General features: G+C 59.5%; 14 protein-coding genes. 7 read left to right on the forward strand and 7 right to left on the reverse strand.

The window, feature by feature from the left end; translation table 11 throughout:
• Positions 1 to 89: 89 nt before the first annotated feature.
• Positions 90 to 821, forward strand: a complete 732-nt coding sequence (locus ACX80E_RS02845) for a polyprenol monophosphomannose synthase (RefSeq protein ID WP_459300338.1) — start codon at positions 90 to 92, stop codon at positions 819 to 821.
• Between the two features lie 118 nt (positions 822 to 939).
• Here ACX80E_RS02845 and ACX80E_RS02850 read toward each other — a convergent pair whose 3' ends face one another.
• The 4 genes from ACX80E_RS02850 to yczR form a co-directional block, all read right to left on the reverse strand.
• On the reverse strand, positions 940 to 1,281 hold the full coding sequence (locus tag ACX80E_RS02850) for an RNA polymerase-binding protein RbpA (RefSeq protein WP_103467338.1): 342 nt from the start codon (positions 1,279 to 1,281) through the stop codon (positions 940 to 942).
• 174 nt (positions 1,282 to 1,455) lie between these two features.
• Entirely contained in the window at positions 1,456 to 2,388 is a 933-nt protein-coding gene (locus tag ACX80E_RS02855) for an SPFH domain-containing protein (RefSeq protein ID WP_459300340.1), read from the reverse strand.
• A gap of 86 nt (positions 2,389 to 2,474) precedes the next feature.
• Complete coding sequence (locus tag ACX80E_RS02860; protein ID WP_459300342.1) at positions 2,475 to 2,960, reverse strand: NfeD family protein; 486 nt, start codon at positions 2,958 to 2,960, stop codon at positions 2,475 to 2,477.
• 63 nt (positions 2,961 to 3,023) lie between these two features.
• Positions 3,024 to 4,433, reverse strand: a complete 1,410-nt coding sequence (yczR, locus tag ACX80E_RS02865; RefSeq protein ID WP_459300344.1) for a MocR-like transcription factor YczR — start codon at positions 4,431 to 4,433, stop codon at positions 3,024 to 3,026.
• Between the two features lie 59 nt (positions 4,434 to 4,492).
• Here yczR and yczE point away from each other — a divergent pair, with 59 nt between their 5' ends.
• Entirely contained in the window at positions 4,493 to 5,167 is a 675-nt protein-coding gene (gene yczE / locus ACX80E_RS02870) for a membrane protein YczE (protein WP_459300346.1), read from the forward strand.
• On the opposite strand, the gene ACX80E_RS02875 is transcribed toward yczE, so the two are convergent.
• Both ACX80E_RS02875 and ACX80E_RS02880 read right to left on the reverse strand, forming a co-directional pair.
• A complete protein-coding gene (locus ACX80E_RS02875) occupies positions 5,164 to 6,084 on the reverse strand; it encodes a putative RNA methyltransferase (RefSeq protein WP_459300348.1) in 921 nt (306 codons plus the stop codon). The two genes, yczE and ACX80E_RS02875, sit on opposite strands and share 4 nt — an antisense overlap.
• Before the next feature lie 60 nt (positions 6,085 to 6,144).
• Positions 6,145 to 6,798, reverse strand: coding sequence for a peptide deformylase (locus ACX80E_RS02880; RefSeq protein WP_459300350.1), 654 nt, complete (start codon positions 6,796 to 6,798; stop codon positions 6,145 to 6,147).
• Between the two features lie 223 nt (positions 6,799 to 7,021).
• Between ACX80E_RS02880 and ACX80E_RS02885 the strand changes: the two genes are divergently transcribed.
• From ACX80E_RS02885 to ACX80E_RS02900, 4 genes are all read left to right on the forward strand, one after another.
• The gene (locus ACX80E_RS02885; protein ID WP_459300352.1) at positions 7,022 to 7,558 is read left to right on the forward strand and encodes a GNAT family N-acetyltransferase; all 537 of its coding nucleotides are present in this window, start codon (positions 7,022 to 7,024) and stop codon (positions 7,556 to 7,558) included.
• 86 nt (positions 7,559 to 7,644) lie between these two features.
• On the forward strand, positions 7,645 to 10,035 hold the full coding sequence (locus ACX80E_RS02890) for an ATP-binding cassette domain-containing protein (RefSeq protein ID WP_459300354.1): 2,391 nt from the start codon (positions 7,645 to 7,647) through the stop codon (positions 10,033 to 10,035).
• Between the two features lie 564 nt (positions 10,036 to 10,599).
• Positions 10,600 to 11,094, forward strand: coding sequence for a GNAT family N-acetyltransferase (locus tag ACX80E_RS02895; protein ID WP_459300356.1), 495 nt, complete (start codon positions 10,600 to 10,602; stop codon positions 11,092 to 11,094).
• A 1,201-nt stretch (positions 11,095 to 12,295) separates the two neighbouring features.
• Positions 12,296 to 12,784 carry an NUDIX domain-containing protein gene (locus tag ACX80E_RS02900; protein WP_459300358.1) on the forward strand — a complete coding sequence of 163 codons (489 nt, stop codon included), beginning with the start codon at positions 12,296 to 12,298 and terminating at the stop codon, positions 12,782 to 12,784.
• Between the two features lie 174 nt (positions 12,785 to 12,958).
• Here ACX80E_RS02900 and ACX80E_RS02905 read toward each other — a convergent pair whose 3' ends face one another.
• Positions 12,959 to 13,237, reverse strand: coding sequence for a DUF4190 domain-containing protein (locus tag ACX80E_RS02905; RefSeq protein ID WP_459300360.1), 279 nt, complete (start codon positions 13,235 to 13,237; stop codon positions 12,959 to 12,961).
• 512 nt (positions 13,238 to 13,749) lie between these two features.
• Here ACX80E_RS02905 and ACX80E_RS02910 point away from each other — a divergent pair.
• Complete coding sequence (locus ACX80E_RS02910; RefSeq protein ID WP_459300362.1) at positions 13,750 to 14,301, forward strand: pyridoxamine 5'-phosphate oxidase family protein; 552 nt, start codon at positions 13,750 to 13,752, stop codon at positions 14,299 to 14,301.
• Positions 14,302 to 15,100 lie beyond the last annotated feature (799 nt).

A 15,100-nucleotide genomic window follows, 5' to 3' on the forward strand; every position in this document is an offset into this window, starting at 1 on the left:
CGCTGTGTCGACAAAGCCACGAGCTGGCACCAGCGGTCGCAGACCAGAGCCCTCCACTTTCTCCATTCACCACGGAAAGGCACCAATTGTTGCGTGTCCTGACGATCATTCCCACTTACAACGAGATCGAGTCGCTGCCTAAAACGCTTACTCGCCTGCGTGAAGCTGTCCCTCACTCGGATGTGCTGATCGCTGATGACAACAGTCCCGACGGGACAGGCCAATGGGCTGACGAGTTTGCGGCCAACGATCCTGCGGTGCATGTCCTGCACCGTCCGGGCAAGGAAGGCCTCGGAGCTGCCTACCTGGCCGGCTTCACGTGGGGTCTCGACGCCGGCTACGACGTCCTGGTCGAAATGGATGCCGATGGGTCCCACCAGCCCGAACAGCTGCCCCTGCTGCTAGAAGCCATAGACCAAGGCGCTGACCTTGTGCTGGGCTCGCGCTGGGTTCCGGGCGGCAAAGTGGTCAACTGGCCGCTGCACCGCAAGCTGATCTCCACCTGCGGCAGCCTGTACTCACGCGTTATTCTGGGCATCTCGATCCGCGACGTGACAGGCGGCTACCGGGCGTTCCGACGCAGCACGCTGGAAGCACTGGACTTCGACTCCGTTGAGTCCGTCGGCTATGGCTTCCAGGTGGATATGCTCTGGCGCGTGTGCCAGAAGGGCATGAAAGTGGTGGAAGTTCCCATCACGTTTGTGGAGCGCGAATTCGGTGCCTCCAAGATGAGCGGCAACATTGTCCAAGAAGCCATGATCAACGTCACCAAGTGGGGCCTGACTGCCCGCTGGAACAAGCTGACACGGCGCAACAAGTAGATTTCCCTGCCGCTCCCGCGGCGCCAGGGGCGCGGACCGCGGGACATGCAAAAAGGTGGGCCGCCCGATGATCGGGCGGCCCACCTTTTTGTACTAAGCGTCTAGCTAGTGAAACAGCTTAGACTTTCTCGCCACGCTTTTCGCGCAGGATGGTCAAGCGGTCAGCCAAGATGGTTTCCAGCTCGGGCAAGGTGCGGCGTTCCAGGAGCATGTCCCAGTGGGTACGCACGGGCTTGTCGTTGGAGGTGTCAGGAGCCTCACCGTTGACCAGGAGGGCTTCCTTGCCGGTCTTTGACATCCAGGTTGCCGGGATTTCAGCTTCCGAGGAGAAGGTAACGAATACCTGCTCTCCGTCGGCGCAACGGTACTCCACGCTCTGGCGAGGAGCCGGCTCAACACCGGATTCTGTCTCCATGCTCTGTGCGCCTAGGCGCATGCCACGCAGGCTACGATCGCTCATGACTTCTCCCTAAATTTGTTAACGTCTATTGATTCAACGCGGCACTGCGCACAGTTGTTCCTGAGTTGCAGTGATCGTTGAATAGCGGCCGGGCAAAAAGCCACGCGGCCAAACACTCATTATACGTGCTTGGCCGCGCCCATGATGCAGTTGGCGGTGCTGGTGTGACGCGAGCTACTGTGCGGCACCTTCTGAAGGTTCGACGGCGTCGTCCGAGTCGGGTGCCGTGGTCCCCAAAACGTTGCCGATACCCTTCAACGCTTCGCCTACCTCGCTGGGAATGATCCACAACTTGTTCGACGTTCCCGAGGCGATCTTGGGCAGCGTCTGCAGGTACTGGTAGGCCAGCAGCTTCTGGGTGGGGTTGCCCTTGTGGATGGCGCTGAAGACCTTCTGGATGGCCTGTGATTCACCATCGGCACGCAGGATGGCTGCCTTGGCATCACCCTCAGCCTTCAAAATGGATGACTGACGCTCACCTTCAGCCGTCAAAATGGCTGACTGTTTGGTGCCTTCGGCGGTCAGAATGGCTGCACGGCGGTCACGCTCTGCACGCATCTGCTTTTCCATGGAATCCTGGATGGACAGGGGCGGGTCAATGGCCTTGAGCTCGACTCGGCTGACACGGATGCCCCAGCGACCGGTGGCCTCATCGAGCACGCCACGGAGCTGGCCGTTGATCTGGTCACGGGAGGTCAATGCCTCTTCGAGGTTCAAACCACCCACGACGTTACGCAGGGTAGTTGTTGTCAACTGCTCAACGGCTTGGATGTAGTTGGCAATCTCATACGTGGCTGCGCGGGGATCTGTCACCTGGAAGTACACGACAGTGTCAATGGAAACAACCAGGTTGTCCTCGGTGATGACTGGCTGCGGCGGGAAGGAAACAACCTGCTCACGCAAATCAAGCAGCGGCAGCAAACGGTCCACGAACGGTATAAGGACCGTCAAGCCCGGGTTGAGCGTGCGCTGGTACTTACCCAGCCGCTCCACGACACCGGCACGGGCCTGCGGAATGATGCGCACCGAACGCACAAGGACAATCACTACGAATACTAGTAGGACAAAAATTACAAATAGCCACACGAGTGTGCCAGCGTCTCCCATGAAATCCCCTCTTTTCTGTGTAAAAAATCTGCGTACTCAACCGGTCACGGGGCGCAAGGTCAAGCCCAGTCGCACCGTGGCGGTACTTAGGCTGTTGTGGTGGCCGGTCCGGCTGACTTGTGCGCGGAGGGGTAGGAGATGATGGCTGTGGCGCCATCGATGGAGGCAACTTCCACGGTGGCTCCTACCGGTATGTCCACGCCGCCGTTGATCCGTGCGGTCCAAATGTCTCCACCGATCTTCACAAGACCTCCACTGGTGCTGACGGCTTCTATGACCACTGCCTTGTGGCCAATCAACCTGTCAACATTGGAGAGCTGATCTGCCGGTCCGCGGCGGAGATGGCTCAAGGCCAAGGGCCTGATCAGAACCGTCGTGGCCAAGGCAACAACGCAGAAAATCACAATCTGCAACCACAACTCGGCATTGAACAAGAACGCCACAAGAGCAGCCAATGCTCCCACTGACATCAGGATGAAGTACAGGTTCAGCGTTAGCATCTCGGCAACAGCTAGGAGCAAGAAGACTGAGAGCCAGATGATCCAGCCAAAGTCATTAATCCATTCAAGCATTTCGTCCCCCTTAGAGACTGATGTGTACCTACGACACTACTACGTTGGGCTGAGAATTTCCGGCTAAATTACTGCCTGCAAGGGCATTCTTAAGGGGTCCGAGCCAACATGGTGACCGAGGCGGCTCAGAATCTGCACACCGTCCCGCAATTGCTCATCGCCATAGCAGAATGGCAGGCGCAGGTATCTCTCAAAAGCGCCGTCAACACCAAACCGGGGCCCCGGGACTAGCCCCAAACCCTCGGCGCGGGCAGCTAGGGCCAGCGCCGAGCTGGAAATGGTTTCGGTATTGATCCACAGCGATAATCCGCCGTCGGGAACCTCAACCTTCCACTGCGGGAGGTGCTGGGCCAACAGTGAAACTAGTGTGTCCCTGCCACGGCGCAGATCCCGGCTGCGGCTTGCCATCATCGACGGCAAGTCACGGAGCAAGGTGCTGGCAACAAGCTGCTCAACCAGTGGTGTGCCCAGATCCATGGCGGGCCGGTTGCGCAACAGCTGGGCCATGATCTCCCGTGAGCCACGGATCCAGCCCACCCGCAAGCCACCCCAAGCAATCTTCCCCAACGATCCAAGTGTCAGCACGCTGGGGGAGAAGGCGGCCAAGGGTGGCATGGGGCCGCGGTCAATATCCAACAGGGCAGTGGTTTCATCCACCACCAGGACAGTGCCTTCGCGTGCCGCCGCGGCAGCCAAGTATTCACGTTCCTGGATGGACATGCTCATGCCTGTGGGATTGTGAAAGTCCGGCATCAAGAAGGCAAGACTGGGGGCTGCGCGGCGTATTTGCAACAGCGCCTGGCCCAGATCCCAGCCGCCATCCTGGCGCACGGGAAAGGCAAGGATGCGTGCCCCCAGGGAGGTGAAAGTGTCCAGGGCGTGCGGATAAGTGGGTTGCTCCACCATGATCCGTTCACCGGGGGAGTACAGAGTTCTTGTCACCAGGTTCAGGGCGTGTTGGGCGCCGATGGTCACCATTATTTGATCCGCCGAGGTGGGCAGCCCCCTGTCTCGATAGTGCTGGGCGATGGCCTCGCGAAGATCCGGCATTCCCACCATGTCGAATCCGTCGTGGGAAAGATAGTTCGGCAGTTCGGCAACGGCGGCCGCATAGGCTGCTTGAATCCCGGGATAGGCCGGCGCTGTGGCCTTGCTGAAGTCCAAGGGCAGGCCATTGTGCAGCCCATGCTCGCCGCGTTCACGGCCGGGGAGGCGCAAGGTGCTCCCGGAGCCCCGGACGCTCTCGAGGAAACCGTCGTCACGCAATTTGGAGTATGCGGCGGCCACAGTGGTACGGCTCAGAGCCAAGGCCTGGCTCAGCTCGCGTTCGGCGGGCAGTTTCGCGCCGCTAGAGAGTCTGCCATCCATCAACAGGACCCGAATGCGCTCGGCTAGTGCCCTGTAGGCGGGGGCGTTGCTGCGCCACTCGCCCAGTTCGCGGGCTAGCCGCCTGCCGGTGACAAAAGAGTTCATGAAGCCACATTAGTGCAATTGGCCCTGTTGTGTAAGTCCAGTTTGGCTAAGCTTGGTTCATGCACACGTTTCTTACCACCGTCTCTCTTCCCATCCGCCTGATCCGGCTCTTCCTTGGCCTGGCCCTTTACGGGGTGTCCATCGCCCTGATGATCCGCGGAAACATTGGCGCTTCGCCGTGGGATGTCTTTGCCCAGGGGGTGTCCCGAACCACCGGTCTCTCCTTTGGCCTGTGGACCATCTTGATTAGTGGCGGGGTGCTGTTGTTGTGGATTCCGCTCAAGCAGCGGCCAGGATTTGGCACCATTGCTAACGCCTTGCTGGTGGGAGTGTTCGCCGATCTGGGATTGGCCCTTATCCCCGAGGCCAATCACCTGGCCCTGCAGATCTCATCCTTTGCGGCTGGCCTGTTCATGCTGGCCTTCGCCACGGCGCTGTACATTGGCGCCGGGCTGGGGCCGGGTCCGCGTGACGGACTCATGACGGGACTGGTCCGCGTCACGGGGCGGCCCGTATGGCTTGTTCGTACAGGCATTGAGCTGAGCGTGGTGGTGCTGGGCTTCTTCCTTGGCGGTGTGGTGGGCGCCGGAACTGCCGCGTTTGCCCTGGGGGTGGGGCCCCTCACACAGCTGACCTTGCGGTGGCTGCACGTGGACCTGCACGGGAAGAAGTCCACATCACAGCTGGTGGATCTCAGCGTGCCGGAAAAGCTCCAGGCTGCCGAGCAGAACTAGCTCCGGCCGATAGTGGCGAATACCGAGATCCGGAATGCCGCCGTCGCATCCGTCACGGACGGAAGCTGGGCCAGCTGGGCGCCCAGCGTCACGGGATCAAGATGGTGCCCGGCCGGACCCATGAGCGCCACATTGCCAATATCGGCCGGGCTCAGTGCCAGCGGGCACTGCACTTCCTGGCTGCTGACCAGGGAGAAATGGCTCGACAGGGAGTGGCCCAGGGCCGCTTCCTTGTCGTCCTGAATGGCCAGAAGTCCGGCAACCTTGGCGATTTCCGCCAGATGCCCCGGCAGGGGAGTGACAACTATGAGCGAGCCCCCGGGCTTGAGGATCCTGGCAAATTCACTCGCGTTGCGCGGGGCGAAGATGACAAGGACGACGTCGGCCGTGTTGGCTCCCAGCGGCAGGGCCCGCCACAGGTCCCACACAATGTTCACCGCCTGCGGGTTCCTTCTGGCGGCCCGGCGAAGGGCGAATTTGGAAATGTCCAGACCCACTGCGTCCAGACTGCGAGCGCCGCTGTCTCCCAGAGCCGGGGTTTCGGCACCGGTGCCGGCGGGTACCGCGGCCAAGGTGGCCAGTATTTGTTGGAGGTAGTAGCCAGTTCCCGTGCCCGCATCCACCAAGAGGGCACCGTGCGTTGCTGGCGGGAGAGCCGCGTCCACTTGACGGGCGAGCGCGCTACTGAGGTCTTGGTAGTGGCCCGCGTCCAAGAACGCGTCACGGGCCTGGACCATGGCGGCGGTGTCGGGCAAGAATTTGGTGCCCTGCCCTGTGAGCAGGTTGAGGTAACCCTGGCGGGCTATGTCAAAGCTGTGGCCCTCGACGCACACAATGCTGTTGGCGTCAGCTTGTGGTGCAACGAACGCTAGGCCGCAATGAGGGCACAACAAGGCTTCAACAACTGAGGGTTCCATGCAACCATCTTAGGTTCAGCGGCTGCATTGAGTGGACACCGAATCGACAGAAGCAAGCCCCTAGAAGTTGAGTGCCGCTTGGGCAGCCGCTATGTCCGGGTTGGCCCAGTGTTCGCCGTATTGTTCGTTGCTAGCCAGCGAGCGCGTGCGTGCCTTGTCTATATAGAGGGTCCCGGCAAGGTGGTCGGTCTCGTGTTGGACAATCCGGGCTTGCCACCCCGTGAACTGGCGGGTGTGGGCCCGGCCGTGCTCGTCCTGATAGGACAAGGCCACGGTGGCGTGGCGGTCCACAACAGCCTGCCACCCCGACATGGACAAGCAACCCTCATAGTGGGAGGCCATCTCGGTGCCAACAGCCGTGTAGTGCGGGTTGAGGATGGTGAACAGTTCCAGTGATTCACGGTTGCGGGCTGCGGCATTCTCGGCCGGGATCTCATACTTGTCCTCAAGGACGGCGAGTTGCAGCGGGATGCCAAGCTGCGGCGCGGCCAGGCCAACGCCCGGAGCCGCCCGCATGGTTGCTGTCATGAGCTCGATGAGGCTGCTTAACTGTTTATCGTCGAGTTGTCCGGTGAAGGGGCGCGCCTGTGACCGAAGCACGGGATGGCCGCCCTGCACTATGGCGGGAAGTTCCCCGGCGTCGAGGAGGGTGGCCACAACTTGCTGGAGGTAGGCGTCGTCGAACATGATCTTGCCGGGACTGTGGTTAAGCATGCTGCTCCTCAAGGTGCCAGGAGCCTGCGGCATTCGGGCTAGCTTTCACGACAAACTTCATGCGTTTACCCCTCCGGGAGAATGTGTTGTGTCCTATTGTGCCAAGCATTGAGTGCGCGGTGTTCATGTCAGCGGTTGTGGGTGTGGGCGCAGAGCCGGGATTCATGGCATGTTCGCAGGGCTGTAAACGATGCGGGGACCGCCAACAGTGCACAATGGTTCCATGAAGAACATCACCACAGAGCGACTGACGCTGCGAGCCTGGCAAGAAACCGATGTTGATTTTGTCTACGACTTGTACTCGCGCTGGGTGGTGCAACGCTTTATTGGTGCGGAGCCCGCGGTCATGGTGAGCCGGACCGAGGCCGAGGAAAGAGTTGCCCGCTTCCAAAGCATTGACCATCCTGTCCATGGCATTTGGGCTGTTACCCGCTCCAGCGATGGGCTCGCCGTGGGGACGTTGCTGCTCAAGCCCATTCCCGCCTCCGGTGAGGAGCCGTTGAAACCTTCCGACGACGTCGAAATTGGCTGGCATTTTCATCCTGACCATTGGGGCAATGGCTACGCAACCGAGGCCGCCGCGGCTGTTCTTGACCATGCCTTCAGCAACGGCCTGAGCCAGGTGGTTGCTGTGACCAACCCCGCCAATGAGGCCTCCCAAAGAGTGTGCCTCCGCATTGGCATGGCTCATCAGGGACTAACAGATTCGTACTACAACGCCGCCTGTGAGCTGTTCACCCTGGCGAGCCCCCACTCCTAGGAACACCGCCATGAGCGCCGCCGCACTGCGGTGCCCACCCGCAGGCCCGGGCTTGCAGCCACCCTCGCTTCTCGAAAAGAGTCGACATGAGTACTGACAATATTTCAGACACGCAGTCCTCCCGGTTGCACGCCGCGGACACCCACGACCTGATCCGGGTGCAGGGTGCGCGGGTGAACAACCTCAAGGACATCAGTGTTGAGATCCCCAAACGTCGCCTGACGGTGTTCACGGGTGTCTCCGGCTCTGGCAAGAGTTCACTGGTCTTTGGCACCATTGCTGCGGAGTCCCAGCGCATGATCAATGAGACTTACAGCGCGTTTGTGCAGGGCTTCATGCCAACGCTGGCGCGCCCTGATGTGGACGTGCTGGAGGGGTTGACCACGGCGATCCTGGTCGACCAGGAACGCATCGGCGCCAACCCGCGCTCCACCGTGGGCACTGTCACTGATGCCAACGCCATGCTTCGCATTGTGTTTAGTCGCGTGGCGCAGCCACACATCGGATCCCCGCAGGCCTACTCCTTCAATGTGGCCTCCGTCAGTGGCGCAGGTGCCGTCGCCATGGAGCGTGCGGGGCAAACTGTGAAGGAGCGGCGTAGCTTCTCCATCACCGGTGGCATGTGCCCGCGTTGCGAAGGCATGGGCAAGGTCACCGACTTCAACCTGACCGCGCTATATGACGCTGACAAGTCGCTTGCCGAGGGGGCGCTGACCATCCCCGGCTACAGCATGGATGGGTGGTACGGGCGGATTTTCGCCGGGACCGGCTTCTTTAACATGGACAAGAAGCTTGGCAAGTTCACCAAGAAGGAACTCCATGACCTGCTCTACAAGGAGCCCACCAAGGTCAAAGTTGAGGGCATCAACCTGACCTACGAGGGCGTCATTTCGAAGATGCAGAAATCGTTCCTCGCCAAGGACGTTGACTCGCTCCAGCCACACGTCCGGGCCTTTGTGGAGCGGGCCGTTGTGTTCACCATCTGCCCCGACTGCAAGGGCACCCGCCTGAGTGAGGCGACCCGGTCCTCAAAGATTGTTGGCATTAGCATCGCCGACGCGTGCGCCATGCAGATCAGTGACCTAGCCGCGTGGGTGCGAGGCCTGGATGAGCCGTCCGTGGCGCCGTTGCTGTCGGCGCTGGGGGACACTCTTGACTCTTTTGTGGAGATCGGGCTGGGCTACCTCAGCCTGGAGCGCCCCTCCGGCACACTCTCAGGGGGTGAGGCGCAGCGCACCAAGATGATCCGCCATCTGGGATCTTCCCTGACGGACATCACCTACGTCTTCGACGAGCCAACTATTGGCCTGCACCCCCACGATATTGCGCGCATGAACCAGCTGCTGCTGCAATTGCGCGACAAGGGCAACACGGTGCTGGTGGTGGAGCACAAGCCAGAAGCCATAGCCATCGCCGACCACGTGATAGATCTGGGGCCGCGGGCTGGCACTCAGGGTGGGGAAGTGGTCTTCGAGGGTTCCGTGGAAGGGTTGCGCGCCAGCGGCACAGTCACGGGGCAGCACCTGGATGACCGCGTCTCGCTCAAGGGCCAATTTCGCACAAGTAAGGTCGCTCTTGAGGTGCGCGGTGCCACGGCCAACAACCTTAAAGACGTTGACGTCAACATCCCGCTGGGCGTCCTGACGGTTATCACGGGCGTGGCCGGCTCGGGCAAGAGCTCCCTGATTCACGGCTCCGTGTCCGGGCGAGAAGGTGTAGTGAGCGTTGACCAGGGTGCCATCCGTGGATCGCGCCGCAGCAACCCGGCCACTTACACAGGGCTACTGGAACCCATTCGCAAGGCCTTCGCCAAGGTCAACGGTGTGAAAGCTGCACTATTCAGCGCCAATTCCGAGGGTGCCTGCCCCACCTGCAACGGTGCCGGGGTCATCTACACCGATCTGGGCATGATGGCCGGCGTGTCCACAGTGTGTGAGGAGTGCGACGGCAAGCGTTTCCAGGCCGCCGTGCTCGACTACCACCTGGGTGGACGCAATATCAGCGAGGTTTTGGCTATGTCCGTTACCCAGGCCGCGGAGTTCTTTAGCGACGGTGAGGCGAAGCTTCCTGCCGCGCACAAGATCCTGGCCCGGCTGTCCGACGTCGGACTTGGTTATCTGAGCCTTGGCCAACCACTGACAACCCTCTCGGGTGGCGAGCGTCAGCGCATCAAACTGGCCACGCACCTGGGGGAGAAGGGCGGCGTCTACATCCTCGACGAGCCCACCACGGGGCTGCACCTGGCCGACGTCGAACGGCTCCTCGGGTTGCTGGACAGGCTCGTGGAATCGGGAAAGTCAGTCATTGTGATTGAGCATCATCAGGCGGTCATGGCCCATGCGGACTGGATCATCGACATTGGTCCTGGGGCGGGCCACGACGGCGGCAACATCGTCTTTGAGGGCACGCCGGCTGAGCTGGTGGCAGGCCGTTCCACACTCACGGGCGAGCACCTTGCGGCGTATGTTGGAGCCTAAGGACATGTTAGAACATTTGTTCTAAGTGGCCTGTGAGGTCGCCGGGGGAGTGGCCGATGGTTGACGGCATCGCGTCGTGGCGCCGGTCTGGGTCATTTGTTGACGCGGCTGACGTGTGTGACGTGGGAGCACATTTCGCGGCAGGTGGATTTGCGGGTTCAGCCGTCCGGGATTCTGCATGGCTCGCTGCGTTGATCCGGGATTGAGCTAGGGAGCAAGCCTAGCGAAGCGTAGGGCACGGAAGTCGCAAGAATGGGGCGTTGTGGTCTGGATGGCCAGGTCGTTTCTCTGACCTTTGCGTAAGGCAAGCCGCTTACGTTTACCTGACGTTTTGGCGGAGCGAGTCCTCTAAGTGTCCCTGCTCCTATATCGCCGATAATCTACATTATGTCAAGTAAAGCTAAATGGGCCTCTCCCAAGAGTCCTTGGGTACTATCCCTTTGGTTGAGCCATTGTCAGCTAAATCAAGACGTAGGGCTAGGTGTGGTCACAACAGTTGATGCGCAGGCCTAGTATGTCTCGGTTGCATGTTTACCGTGGATCGAGGGCATGTACCGTTGGACAATGACACGCAACTTTGACCTGCGTCGCGCTCAACCCGCGGACGCGCCAGCCATGGCGAGAGTTCATGTGGACACGTGGCGTGAAACCTACCGGGGATTGATGAGCGACGCTGTTCTGGATGATCCCGTGTTGCTGAGCTGGCGCGAGAGGTTCTGGGCAGCGGCCCTGGTCGATCCAAAATACGACAAGAACAACATCGCCGTCGCTTCATCCGACGGAACGATCATCGGCATTGCAATGTCTGGCTCCTCGCTTGACGACGCCGCCGAGCCGCAGCAGCTACACGTACTTTACGCATATGCCGCCTTTCATGGTTCGGGGGTGGGCACGGCGCTTCTCAATGAAGTCATCGCTCCGACCGCGCACGCTGCACTGTGGGTCGCAGACCCCAACCCGCGCGCACAAGCCTTCTACCGAAAAAATGGCTTTGTTAGCGATGGAGCGGTTAAAATCGAAGATGGGGTGAAAGAGGTTCGAATGGTTCGAGCGGCCTAAATTAGGAGACGTTCTTTAAAGGATTCTTGATCAGAACAACACCACAACACCACACTTCGATAGATCCGTCCTGCAGAGCTTTCCCATAAATCAAAGAGAAACTTGGGCCAGTTACCAGGCGTCCCATTTCCAAGGATCTGGGTCACTCCCCGATGAGACACGGCCGTGGAGGTCGTCAGTATTGCAGTTCTTTTGGGATCAGGCTTCTGCCAGTGGTGGTGAGCTTGAACAAGATGTACATAGGTGTCTCACGCGGGTCGAGGGGTGTCGGAGTAAACCCCTGACGGATTTTTAACTCTAGCTCATGGCCGCGTTCCGCCCATATGAGGTACCCGTTGCCGTTGTGATAATTTGCCGGTTCTATCAAGCCGTCAGTGCAATATCTGACTACCCAATGAATTGAGTCTTCACGCGGTGGCTGTGAACCGTCTTCTCGAATAAGCTGTTCGACCTCCCCGAATAGAATCCAATCCATCCAGCCCCTGGAGAGAATTTGAGTGTCCAACTCTGAAATATGCAACCTAGCCCCCATCGAATGCGGTCAATTTGAAGTACGGTCCTACCCGCCTTAGGCATGCCCTACGGACCCTTGCATAGACGTGTTCCACTTCCAAGGGACTGGGACGCCGCCGGAAGTGCTCCCCCGCAGAATCATCTCGGCTAGGGCGCTATACCCTTCGCCGACTGAAAACTGGAAAGAAAAACACGCGCCCGCACGTACGACACAGGCACCGCAAACCCGTGGCATCAGAAAGCCGAGGAGATATGAACCCTCTTTACCTGCTGCCCCTTTGTGCCGGCATCTTCTGGTTGCTGCATGCCTCCTTGCATCTTCTCGGCCGCAAAGAGGCAAGGTAGACCGCTTGGCTGCTACTGGCAGCCCTCCCCGTCATTGCCAGCGCCTTCTCCTGTCGGGAATGGCTGCTGAGCAACCTGCCCCTTCCACATGGACAATAGGGATGGTGGGCGACGAGTACCTACGGGCGTTGTTTTTTGTGGAGTTCATCATCCAGTGAGCCATTGCGGGCTTCGCCGAGACTATTCTCGCCCTCTTCTCATCGCTGCGCGACAAGTCCAAAAGCAATGAAACCGGAGGCCTCGACCGTCGGTGACGTTGTCAATGACACTCCCAGACAGGTTCAGCTTGGGCAAGTGAAACTCATTGGGAAGCGCTTCTCAGGAGGTACCGTAGGATGACCAAATGACCGTTCTACGTTGGCGCCACTCGGTAAGAGCTCTCATCCTCACTCCCCAACTCGAACTTCTTCTCGGCCGTCACGAGGTCATCGATGGTTTTGTCTGGGCTGCTCCCGGCGGCGGGATTGAACCAGGTGAGACGCCGCATGAGGCGCTACAACGTGAGCTTGTAGAAGAAATTGGGCTCGAGCTACGTTTCACAGAGCCACCACTCGTTTGGCACCAAGAAATCGTCGACAATTCGATATGTCCTCAGTACGACGGTGTAGTCAATGACTATTTCCTCGTCAAGGTAGACCGGTTCGTACCCCAAGGGCGCTGGACCTCGGAGACCCTCCTCAAGGAAGGCCTAAATGAGTTTGTCTGGTGGTCGTTGGACACAATGCGGAAGGCAAGTCCATCCCAGGTATTTTCGCCACGGAACCTTGTAGAGTTGTTTCCCTCAATCGGGCACGGTTCCAATTCTCTGAATCCCGTGTTGCTGTCGACGTAGTCTGTACCGCTCAAAGTTCACTTTCCGGGCGGATATCGTATGGCATCCTGAAGTTCAGGTTTCCTAGACCGACGTGCGATCCCAGCAACGCTCAAAGCAGATTGTGGCGACACAAGAATGGCCGCCTGTAGATCCGGCGACGGAGCCTCTCCGGGTCATGAATGTTGGTCTCGTTTACTGAAATAGCGCTGGGATGTAGGCCAGAGAAGTGACCAGGGCCAGGGCTGCAATAGCGTACCCGATGCATAGGGCAGTGATTGCCAGCCAACGGCCCTGTTCTCCGTTCAGTTTGATCTGGTTCAGTGAGACATGGCCGGCTCCCACGGCAAAAACGGCCAGTACGCTTACTCCGAGCAGCCAAAGACCAGAGAAAGCGATGGCAGCCAACACTATGGCGGCTACCGCCAGTTTGTTGATCCGGCCGGCTCTCGTGATCGTTGGTGATGTAGACATACTCATCTGGTTCCCCTAACCATTGTCGTTAACGAACGAGTCTAGCGGGGCATCCACTGCCGGGGAACGAAAGTCCATGTTTCCAATACCTGACCATGCGTCGAGCTGACATGACCTTCTTCTAGCAGACCGTCCCATTCGGCTTACGGCACACCACCAGTTGACGATCATAGGGGTCTTGCCCTTCGGTATCCACCCGTCAAAGCATTCTTCGGTTTGAGCTAACTAAAGTAAAGCGTCCTGGACGAATATGGCGTCAGGTAGGTGACTCAACCCCTGGATTCAGAGGTCGCGGCCTTCACTTTGGATGAGACGGGATACCCTGTCGCGTCTAGCGCTGGCCAATCTCACGACACATGACGATTTCGCTCCGGGCTTCGAAGTTCCAGTCCACGGCCCACCTGTCGGACTGCCTCGGCGCGAACTTGTTGCCACGGCTACCGATGGGCAGTTGAGCGATGCCCAACAGGGCGCCGCGGAGGGTGCGCGATTCAATGCACTAGGCTCAGGTCATGGCCAAGATATTTGATTCCATTGACGAGAACCTAAAGGCATGGATCGAGGAGCAGCCCATGTGGTTCGTCGCAACAGCGCCCCTCGGAGCAGACGGGCATGTGAACATGTCACCCCGCGGCCACGACTCTTTTTCAGTCTTGGACTCCCGCCGAGTCGCCTGGGTCGACTACACCGGCAGCGGCGTCGAGACTATCGCACACATCCGAGAAAACGGCCGCGTGTGCCTCATGTTCAATTCGTTCGACAGCCGGCCGCGTATCGTTCGGCTACACGGCCGCGGCTCGGTATTTCTTCCGGGAGAGGCAGCATTCGAAGAAGTGGTGGCACTCCACCCGGACCACCCGAGCACCAGAGCTGTCATTGTCATAGACGTGACCCGAGTCAGCGATTCGTGCGGCTGGGGTGTTCCCGTCATGGAAATGACCGGAGAGCGTGACCTGCTCCGCCTGCAGGCAGAGAAGAAGGGCGTGGACGGCATGTCCGGCTACCGTGCCGAGCGGAACGCGCGGAGCATTGACGGACTGCCTGGACTCCCCCTCGCGGAGTAGCCGCAGGGTATCGGCTTCGACAGACTTACGAGGTCTCGAGGTTGTTCCACCGTGGCCAACTCCTCAAAGTACGACGCCGGGACCAGAAGTCGTGGCTCCACGGCCTCGCCACCTGGACAGAAGTCGAACCGACAATCCGTCTGCTGGCCATGCCCCAACGACTCAAACACCGCCCGGACGCCTTGGACAGATTGTTGACTCAATCAAGGAAGAAACGACTCTTATTGTTGAGTCTAGGTTCTGCCCATGCTCATTTCACGGCCTGAGGTATTCCCGCGGTATCCAGGGCTGGGACGGATCCGGGAGCAGTGCCGTGAGCTGGTCCCGGTCCACGGGCTTCTCAGACAGAACATGCAATAGGGAGTCAGCGTGCATTTCGCGGTGACAAGACAGGTATGGGGAGACGGCGGCGATGAGGTCTGGCCCGAACCAGATCCAGGCTTGAGGGTAGGGAACCAGCCCCTTCCACTCGCCGCCCGAGGTGGGCCATATCTCCTGCTCCGCGTCCGGCAACCCTTCGTAGGATCGTGTACCCCATTCGTAATTCCGGAGCACCTCGACCGAGGTGTGTGTGATCAACTATCTGTAGGCCATTTCAGCCAAGAATGTGAGCCAAGTTAGTGGCTCGTTTCAGGCCAAAAGAGCGCTAAGAATCAGGCCAGTCATTTCCCCTCCAAATCATGGTTTTGGGGTTGGCCCTCAGATAGAGATCACTCGGTGGTTCGGGGCCTTGTCCAGAGTGTCAGGGACATGAGCCCGCCACCACCCAGATAAGTTCCTTACGGCGCTGCCATTGCGA

The sequence above is a fragment of the Arthrobacter sp. TMN-49 genome (genome assembly GCF_054511095.1).

Excerpts from the sequence above, each read along its gene's own strand:
- ACX80E_RS02850 (WP_103467338.1), bottom strand. The coding sequence starts at position 1,281 with ATGAGCGATCGTAGCCTGCGTGGCATGCGCCTAGGCGCACAGAGCATG.
- ACX80E_RS02855 (WP_459300340.1), bottom strand. The coding sequence starts at position 2,388 with ATGGGAGACGCTGGCACACTCGTGTGGCTATTTGTAATTTTTGTCCTA.
- ACX80E_RS02860 (WP_459300342.1), bottom strand. The coding sequence starts at position 2,960 with ATGCTTGAATGGATTAATGACTTTGGCTGGATCATCTGGCTCTCAGTC.
- yczR (WP_459300344.1), bottom strand. The coding sequence starts at position 4,433 with ATGAACTCTTTTGTCACCGGCAGGCGGCTAGCCCGCGAACTGGGCGAG.
- yczE (WP_459300346.1), top strand. The coding sequence starts at position 4,493 with ATGCACACGTTTCTTACCACCGTCTCTCTTCCCATCCGCCTGATCCGG.
- ACX80E_RS02875 (WP_459300348.1), bottom strand. The coding sequence starts at position 6,084 with ATGGAACCCTCAGTTGTTGAAGCCTTGTTGTGCCCTCATTGCGGCCTA.
- ACX80E_RS02880 (WP_459300350.1), bottom strand. The coding sequence starts at position 6,798 with ATGCTTAACCACAGTCCCGGCAAGATCATGTTCGACGACGCCTACCTC.
- ACX80E_RS02885 (WP_459300352.1), top strand. The coding sequence starts at position 7,022 with ATGAAGAACATCACCACAGAGCGACTGACGCTGCGAGCCTGGCAAGAA.
- ACX80E_RS02890 (WP_459300354.1), top strand. The coding sequence starts at position 7,645 with ATGAGTACTGACAATATTTCAGACACGCAGTCCTCCCGGTTGCACGCC.
- ACX80E_RS02895 (WP_459300356.1), top strand. The coding sequence starts at position 10,600 with ATGACACGCAACTTTGACCTGCGTCGCGCTCAACCCGCGGACGCGCCA.
- ACX80E_RS02900 (WP_459300358.1), top strand. The coding sequence starts at position 12,296 with ATGACCGTTCTACGTTGGCGCCACTCGGTAAGAGCTCTCATCCTCACT.
- ACX80E_RS02905 (WP_459300360.1), bottom strand. The coding sequence starts at position 13,237 with ATGTCTACATCACCAACGATCACGAGAGCCGGCCGGATCAACAAACTG.
- ACX80E_RS02910 (WP_459300362.1), top strand. The coding sequence starts at position 13,750 with ATGGCCAAGATATTTGATTCCATTGACGAGAACCTAAAGGCATGGATC.